Source organism: Tenacibaculum finnmarkense genomovar ulcerans (assembly GCF_900239495.1).
Taxonomy (GTDB): Bacteria; Bacteroidota; Bacteroidia; order Flavobacteriales; family Flavobacteriaceae; genus Polaribacter; species Polaribacter ulcerans.
The window spans coordinates 163,421-169,685 of sequence record NZ_OENE01000035.1 but is presented as its reverse complement, the minus strand read 5'-3'; the positions used below and the strand labels follow the sequence as shown (position 1 = coordinate 169,685).

Sequence of the window (6,265 nt, the reverse complement as noted above, 5' to 3'; positions counted from 1 at the left end):
TTGAAATTTAAACAGGCTCTTAATGCTGATAAAGTTCTCGATACTATTTTTTTGAAGGAAAAAAATCACTCGAACTGACAGTTTGTTTTCGTTAATGGGGTTTCGTTTTGAATTCTTCAAACAAGAACAAACCTCACAGGTTTTTAAAACCTGTGAGGTTTAAGTTTTACTGCTCGAAATGATAGTGTGAACTTTGCCTAAATTATAATAGTTTCTAAAATTATCGAAATTAGTACAAATGCCTAGCCCCGATTGATGCTTTGTTTGAGCTCTTTTTTGTTTTTCCTTTAAAAAAACAAAAAAAGCGAGTGCGGAAAGCGGGAAATTGCTTCTAGAAAAAAATAATTACCTCCTAGTTACCATACCGGTTAATTGCTGTACAGGACCATCGCCCATTTTAATTGCTGTGTGGTCAGATGCTGTTGCCGGTACTATATGGGCTAGTGGTTTTAATGTAAAAGGTGTTAGGGCATTGTCTGGGTACGGTTCTGCAGTGATTACCAATGTTGTTCCTCTTAAATCTAAAGGGAAAGTTAAACCTGCTGGTGCATTTTGCATATAATCTTCGCCCGGATATCCTGGCCCATTACCAGCATCGCCTTTAAATGGTGAGGTTCCTGCATTATCATCTGCTTTTGAAGCATCGGTAAAAGTTCCTGTAGAAACTGCTACGCCGTTAATCACTGCCCAGCCTTCGTATTTCCATCCTGCTGATAATTTCGGTAATATTAACCCCGGTTTTACTCCTCCAGAAGAATTATCTAAAAACCATACACCACTAAGCTCGTCAGTATTACTGCCTCCATCAGTTGGAGTTGCTAAAATATAGGTTCCTGCGGCAGTCGAAAAATCAGCTACAATAGTAGAATTTACAATGGCTGAATTACCAGAAAAATTACCAGATAATATTTTTGTATCTGATGGACCTGCATCTTTATCTATAAGCGGCTCAATACTTACTACAAATTTAGTTGCTGCGTTTAAATTAGTAGCTAAAACTGTAAAATCAGTTTTTGATGCTACGCCAGAATCATCTACCGTAAATAAACCTGTTGAAACAGGCTTTCCGTTAACAATTACCCAGCCTTCGTATTTAAAATTTTCACCTAAATTTTCTAGCCCTTCTAAATTAACAGATAAGGTTGACTTTTCTAAGTTTTCAATTACAATGTCATCATTATCATTTCCACAAGAAGCAGCTAATAAACCAATAGCCAACACTCCTAAAAATTTAAGTTTTATCATATTTATATTTTTTAGAATTATTATTAATTCAAAAATATAATTAATTTTTGAGCTGAAATGTTAGCTAGCTTACACTAAATTATCTTTTTCATAAATAGTAATGGTTTTTCTGTCAAAATCTACAATTTTAGCTACTCGTAGTTCGTTTAATATTATATTTAGTGTTGGTCGAGAAGTGCCTATAAGTGATGCGATGTCTTTTTGTGTATAAGGATGAACAATAATACGACTGCCCGTGGTTTGACAACGATGCCCGTACTGTTCAAATAATTCTTGTAAAAATTCCATTAATCGTGTTTTTACATCTTTAAAAAGCAAAATTTTTAACCGACGTTCTAATTTTTTAAAACGAAAACCAAGAAATTTATAGATATGCAAACTGAATGTTTTGTTATCACGCATCAGTTCATGGATAGTGTCTACACCAATTCTGCAAATAGAGGTTTTATTATCTATTGATTGTGCAAATTCATTGCGTATTTCTTCTCCTAAAATAGCCTTTTCACCAAATAACTCTCCTTTAGCTAAAATGGTTTTAACAACTTCTTTTCCTGCTTCGGAGTAATAACCTATTTTTACTTTTCCGCTTTCTATTAAATAGATTTTACTCGCTTGGTCTTTTTCAAAATAGATGTAATCATTTTTTAGATACGCATCAAAAGTATGACAAGATTTATAGCCTTTAAATTTATGTGGGCATAAAAGGTTAAATAAATTTACATCATCAAAAAACCAGAAAGAATTCATAAGTAATTTTATTTAAAAGTTAGTGTTTTTTAGCTATAAAATGCTTTAAATGAAGCTTAAAACCTAATAGCAATATATAAAAATAACCTAAAATTTAAACAAATGAAAATATATTGAGTAAAACAACTACTATTTAGCCGCTATTTTGCAAAAATTATAATAGTTTCTCAAATTATCGAAATTAGTACAAATGCCTAGCCCCGATTGATGCTTTGTTTGAGCTCTTTTTTGTTTTTTTTCTTCAAAAAAATAAAAAAAGCGAGTGCGGAAAGCGGGAAATTGCTTCTAAAAAAAAATATTGAATTTTTATACCTTATATATAGCTGCTACTTTTTTTTAGGCTTGGTTTTTCTTGCGCGCTTCTTGCGGATCTTTACAAATAACTTTTTATAAACCGTTACATCGATGCTTCCCCTGCCTTTTAATACAATGTTTTTATAGGGTTTCTTTAATTTTGGTGTTTGATATTCTAATTTTTCATCAATAAAGGCACGTTGTAAAACATCTTCTATTAAAAAATCTTCATTTATCGTTTCTGGTATGTATTCAGATTTTAATGATAACTTGAATATATTTGCGGTGGTATTGTACCAAAATGCCTTCCAGCTACTTCGCAATTCTTTAATATTTTGAAAAGCGGTTTTGCCTGATTGGCGATGTATTAATTTTAATAAAATGCGCCCCTCTGTTTTGGTTAATTTTTTTAAAGGACTCGTTAGTTCTTCTTGGAGGTACTTTTGAGTTCTTTTTATATATTTTCTTTTGGCTCTTTTCGATTTTATTTTTGATAAACGAACCGCTACACTGTCTATTTTTTTTGCCGCCAAAACAGCATAAGGATAGGCTTTGAAAACTTTTTTTCGAAACCAATAATAATAATGAATATCTAATTTTTCTTTAAACTTATGCTTCGGAAAAATAGCCACTTCGTTTAATGTAATCATTAAACTGTCGCCATTTTTTAACAAAAAATATTCTTCATTAACGTTTGGTAGTGTGTCTTTTATTTGTCCTATGCTACTAGAAACGAAGAGTACTATATATATATATAAAAGTTTTTTCATTAATTTTAAGTATCAAATAAAGACTCAAAGATATTCCTTTTTTTTAAACAAAAAACTCATGAAATATAGTATGTGCTTCATGAGTTTTTTTGCTATAATTATATCTTTTATTCCGCCATAATTGCTTCTGCAACCTTTTTATAAGTTCCATTTGATAATTTTTCTCGAATTGCTGAAAATGCAACAATTGTTTCATCTACGTCTTTTTGTGTGTGACGTGCTGTTGGTATTAATCTTAAAATAATTAATCCTTTTGGTATTACAGGATATACCACTATAGAACAAAATACCGCGTGATTTTCACGTAAATCTTGAACCATTGCCATTGCTTCAGGGATTTCTCCTTTTAAGAATACAGGAGTAATACAAGTTTGCGTTGTTCCTAAATCAAAGCCCGCAGTACGTAAACCTGATTGTAATGAATTGGTGATTTTCCATAAGTTTTCTTTCAACTCTGGCATGGTACGCAACATGTCTAATCGTTTTAAGGCGCCTTTTACCATGGGCATTGGCAACGATTTAGCAAACATTTGCGAACGCATATTGTATTGTAAATACTGAATTACATCTTTATCGGCTGCAAAGAAAGCTCCGATTCCTGCCATCGATTTTGCAAATGTTGCAAAATAAACATCAATACCCTCTTGAACTCCTTGCTCAAAACCAGTTCCTTTTCCGTCTTTACCTAAGGTTCCAAAACCATGGGCATCATCAACTAAAATTCGGAAGTTATATTTTTCTTTTAAGGCGATAATTTCTTTTAAACGACCTTGCTCTCCTCGCATTCCAAAAACACCTTCGGAAATCAATAAAATTCCTCCACCTGTTTTTGCTGCCATTTTAGTGGCTCTTTGCAAGTTTTTTTCACAGCTTTCAATATCGTTATGTCTGTAAACAAAACGTTTTCCTGCATGTAAACGAACACCATCAATAATACAAGCGTGGGTATCCATATCATAAACAATAATATCTTCTTTGGTAACCAAAGCATCAATTGCCGATACCATTCCTTGGTAGCCAAAGTTTACTAAATATGCCGCTTCTTTTTCTACAAAATCAGCACATTCTTGCTCTAATTGCTCATGGTATTTGGTGTGCCCTGACATCATACGAGCTCCCATTGGATAAGCTAATCCGTCGGTTGCTGCTGATTCACCATCAACTTTTAATACCTCAGGATGGTTTGCCAAGCCTAAATAATCATTGATACTCCAAGTAATTACTTCTTTTCCATTAAAAGACATTCTGTTAGAAATTGGTCCTTCTAATTTTGGGAAAACAAAATATCCTTCTGCCTTATCTGCCCATTTTCCTAACGGTCCTTTATCTTGTTTAATTCTTTCAAATAAATCTTTAGTCATTATTACTTTTGTAATTTTATTCCTTACAAAAATAATGATTTTTAAGATGTTCTCAAAATAGTTAAGCACTTGATTCTTTTGTTAAAAAAGTTCTTTTTATAATTTTTCTAATTCTAAACCATAATCGTATTGTAAATCTTCATGCAGGCTTGCTACAATTTTTTGAATCAGTTTTACTTGAGTTGCTAGTATATTTTGCAAACGAGGACTGTTTTTTATTGACGGTTTTAAATTTTTGAGTTTGATACAAAAATGTAATAATAATTCGACTTCTGTTTCTTTATTCTTTGAAAAACGAATGTATTTTTTGGTATTTGTTAATATTTTACGGGCACTTTTTCTGATAAAAAAATAACTTTTAGTATTGATATTTTCAAACAACACATCCATCTCATTTTTAATAGCTAAAATATAACCTTGTTCATTATCAGCTTCAAACAACAGGTAAGTAAGCAGTTCTTTATTTTCTTTTTTAAAACGAATTAACTGCAAACAAATTTCTAATAATTCATTTTGATTTTTATGTTTTAATTCGTCTTTTAACGCTTTAATTGTTGCTGTTTCCATAACATAATTTTAAATAAAAAAAAAAAAACCTCACAGCTATTACGACTATGAGGTTTTGATGGTGTTTTTATATGCTTTTTAATTATTGAATACTTGGTACGCTAACAACTTCGTTAACCTCAGCATCATAATTTATACCAGCTACTTTAAAACCGAATAATTTAAAAAATTCTTGACTATATCCTTCTAAATCTCCAATTTCCGATAAATTTTCAGTGGTTGCTTTTTCCCATAATTCCGCAATTTCTGCTTGTACATCTTCACGCATTTCCCAATCGTCTACACGGATTCTTCCTTTTTCATCTAAAGCTAAATCGCCGCCAAATAAACGCTGGCTATATAAACGCTGAATTTGCTCGATACATCCTTCGTGAATTCCTTTTTCTTTCATCACCTTAAATAAAAGTGAAATATATAATGGAATTACAGGAATTGCAGAACTCGCTTGTGTTACCAAGGCTTTATTTACCGAAACATACGCCTTTCCTCCTATTGATTTTAAATCATCCGAAATCGTAAAAGCAGTTGCTTCTAAATCATCTTTAGCCGCACCAATTGTTCCGTTTCTGTACACAGGTTTGGTAACTTCAGGACCGATATAAGAATATGCCACTGTAGTAGCGCCTTCCGATAATAAGTTTTCTGATTGTAATGCGTCCATCCACATTTTCCAATCTTCACCACCCATAACCGTTACCGTATTGGCAACATCATCGCCTTGGGCTGGGTTTATAGAAATTTCTGAAACTTTTCCAGTATGAAAATCTACGGTTTTATTAGTAAAAACTTCTCCAATAGGTTTTAATGTTGATTTAAAACGTTTTCCTGATACAGGGTGCATTCTAACTGGCGATGCTAAACTATAAATAACCAAGTCAATTTGCCCTAAATCTTGTTTGATTAGATTAACAACCTGTTCTTTTATTTGGTTTGAAAACGCATCTCCATTAATACTTTTGGCATATAAGCCTGCCTTTGTTGCTTCTTGTTCAAAAGCGGCTGTATTGTAAAAACCTGGCGACCCTGGCTTTCCTTCTGTTGCAGGTTTATCAAAGAAAACACCAATTGTAGCAGCATCTGAACCAAATGCGCTTGTTATTCTTGATGCCAATCCGAAACCTGTTGAAGCACCGATTACTAATACTTTTTTAGCACCTTCAATTTTTCCTTTTGATTGTACGTATGCTATTTGATCTTTTACATTTTGCTCACAACCCGTTGGATGAGATGTTAAACAAATAAATCCTCTAGTTCTTGGCTCTATTATCATTTTTAACTAAT

Annotated in this window: 6 protein-coding genes; all 6 read right to left on the bottom strand. The window is 32.4% G+C overall.

From position 1 onward, the window contains the following. Positions 1–345 precede the first annotated feature (345 nt). On the bottom strand, positions 346–1,245 hold the full coding sequence (locus DPIF8902391_RS10445; RefSeq protein ID WP_172505782.1) for an anti-sigma factor: 900 nt from the start codon (positions 1,243–1,245) through the stop codon (positions 346–348). A gap of 69 nt (positions 1,246–1,314) precedes the next feature. Beyond that, a complete protein-coding gene (locus tag DPIF8902391_RS10440; RefSeq protein ID WP_172505781.1) occupies positions 1,315–1,992 on the bottom strand; it encodes a Crp/Fnr family transcriptional regulator in 678 nt (225 codons plus the stop codon). A gap of 326 nt (positions 1,993–2,318) precedes the next feature. Beyond that, positions 2,319–3,056, bottom strand: a complete 738-nt coding sequence (locus DPIF8902391_RS10435) for a DUF4294 domain-containing protein (RefSeq protein WP_083501049.1) — start codon at positions 3,054–3,056, stop codon at positions 2,319–2,321. A 107-nt stretch (positions 3,057–3,163) separates the two neighbouring features. Further along, entirely contained in the window at positions 3,164–4,417 is a 1,254-nt protein-coding gene (locus DPIF8902391_RS10430; protein ID WP_058884621.1) for an aminotransferase class I/II-fold pyridoxal phosphate-dependent enzyme, read from the bottom strand. Positions 4,418–4,513: 96 nt separating this feature from the next. Further along, the gene (locus DPIF8902391_RS10425; protein ID WP_058884620.1) at positions 4,514–4,984 is read right to left on the bottom strand and encodes a hypothetical protein; all 471 of its coding nucleotides are present in this window, start codon (positions 4,982–4,984) and stop codon (positions 4,514–4,516) included. An 82-nt stretch (positions 4,985–5,066) separates the two neighbouring features. Further along, positions 5,067–6,254 (bottom strand): enoyl-ACP reductase FabV, encoded by a 1,188-nt coding sequence (gene fabV, locus DPIF8902391_RS10420; RefSeq protein ID WP_101955990.1) that lies wholly within the window; start codon positions 6,252–6,254, stop codon positions 5,067–5,069. Positions 6,255–6,265 lie beyond the last annotated feature (11 nt).

Excerpts from the sequence above, each read along its gene's own strand:
- DPIF8902391_RS10445 (WP_172505782.1), bottom strand. The coding sequence starts at position 1,245 with ATGATAAAACTTAAATTTTTAGGAGTGTTGGCTATTGGTTTATTAGCT.
- DPIF8902391_RS10440 (WP_172505781.1), bottom strand. The coding sequence starts at position 1,992 with ATGAATTCTTTCTGGTTTTTTGATGATGTAAATTTATTTAACCTTTTA.
- DPIF8902391_RS10435 (WP_083501049.1), bottom strand. The coding sequence starts at position 3,056 with ATGAAAAAACTTTTATATATATATATAGTACTCTTCGTTTCTAGTAGC.
- DPIF8902391_RS10430 (WP_058884621.1), bottom strand. The coding sequence starts at position 4,417 with ATGACTAAAGATTTATTTGAAAGAATTAAACAAGATAAAGGACCGTTA.
- DPIF8902391_RS10425 (WP_058884620.1), bottom strand. The coding sequence starts at position 4,984 with ATGGAAACAGCAACAATTAAAGCGTTAAAAGACGAATTAAAACATAAA.
- fabV (WP_101955990.1), bottom strand. The coding sequence starts at position 6,254 with ATGATAATAGAGCCAAGAACTAGAGGATTTATTTGTTTAACATCTCAT.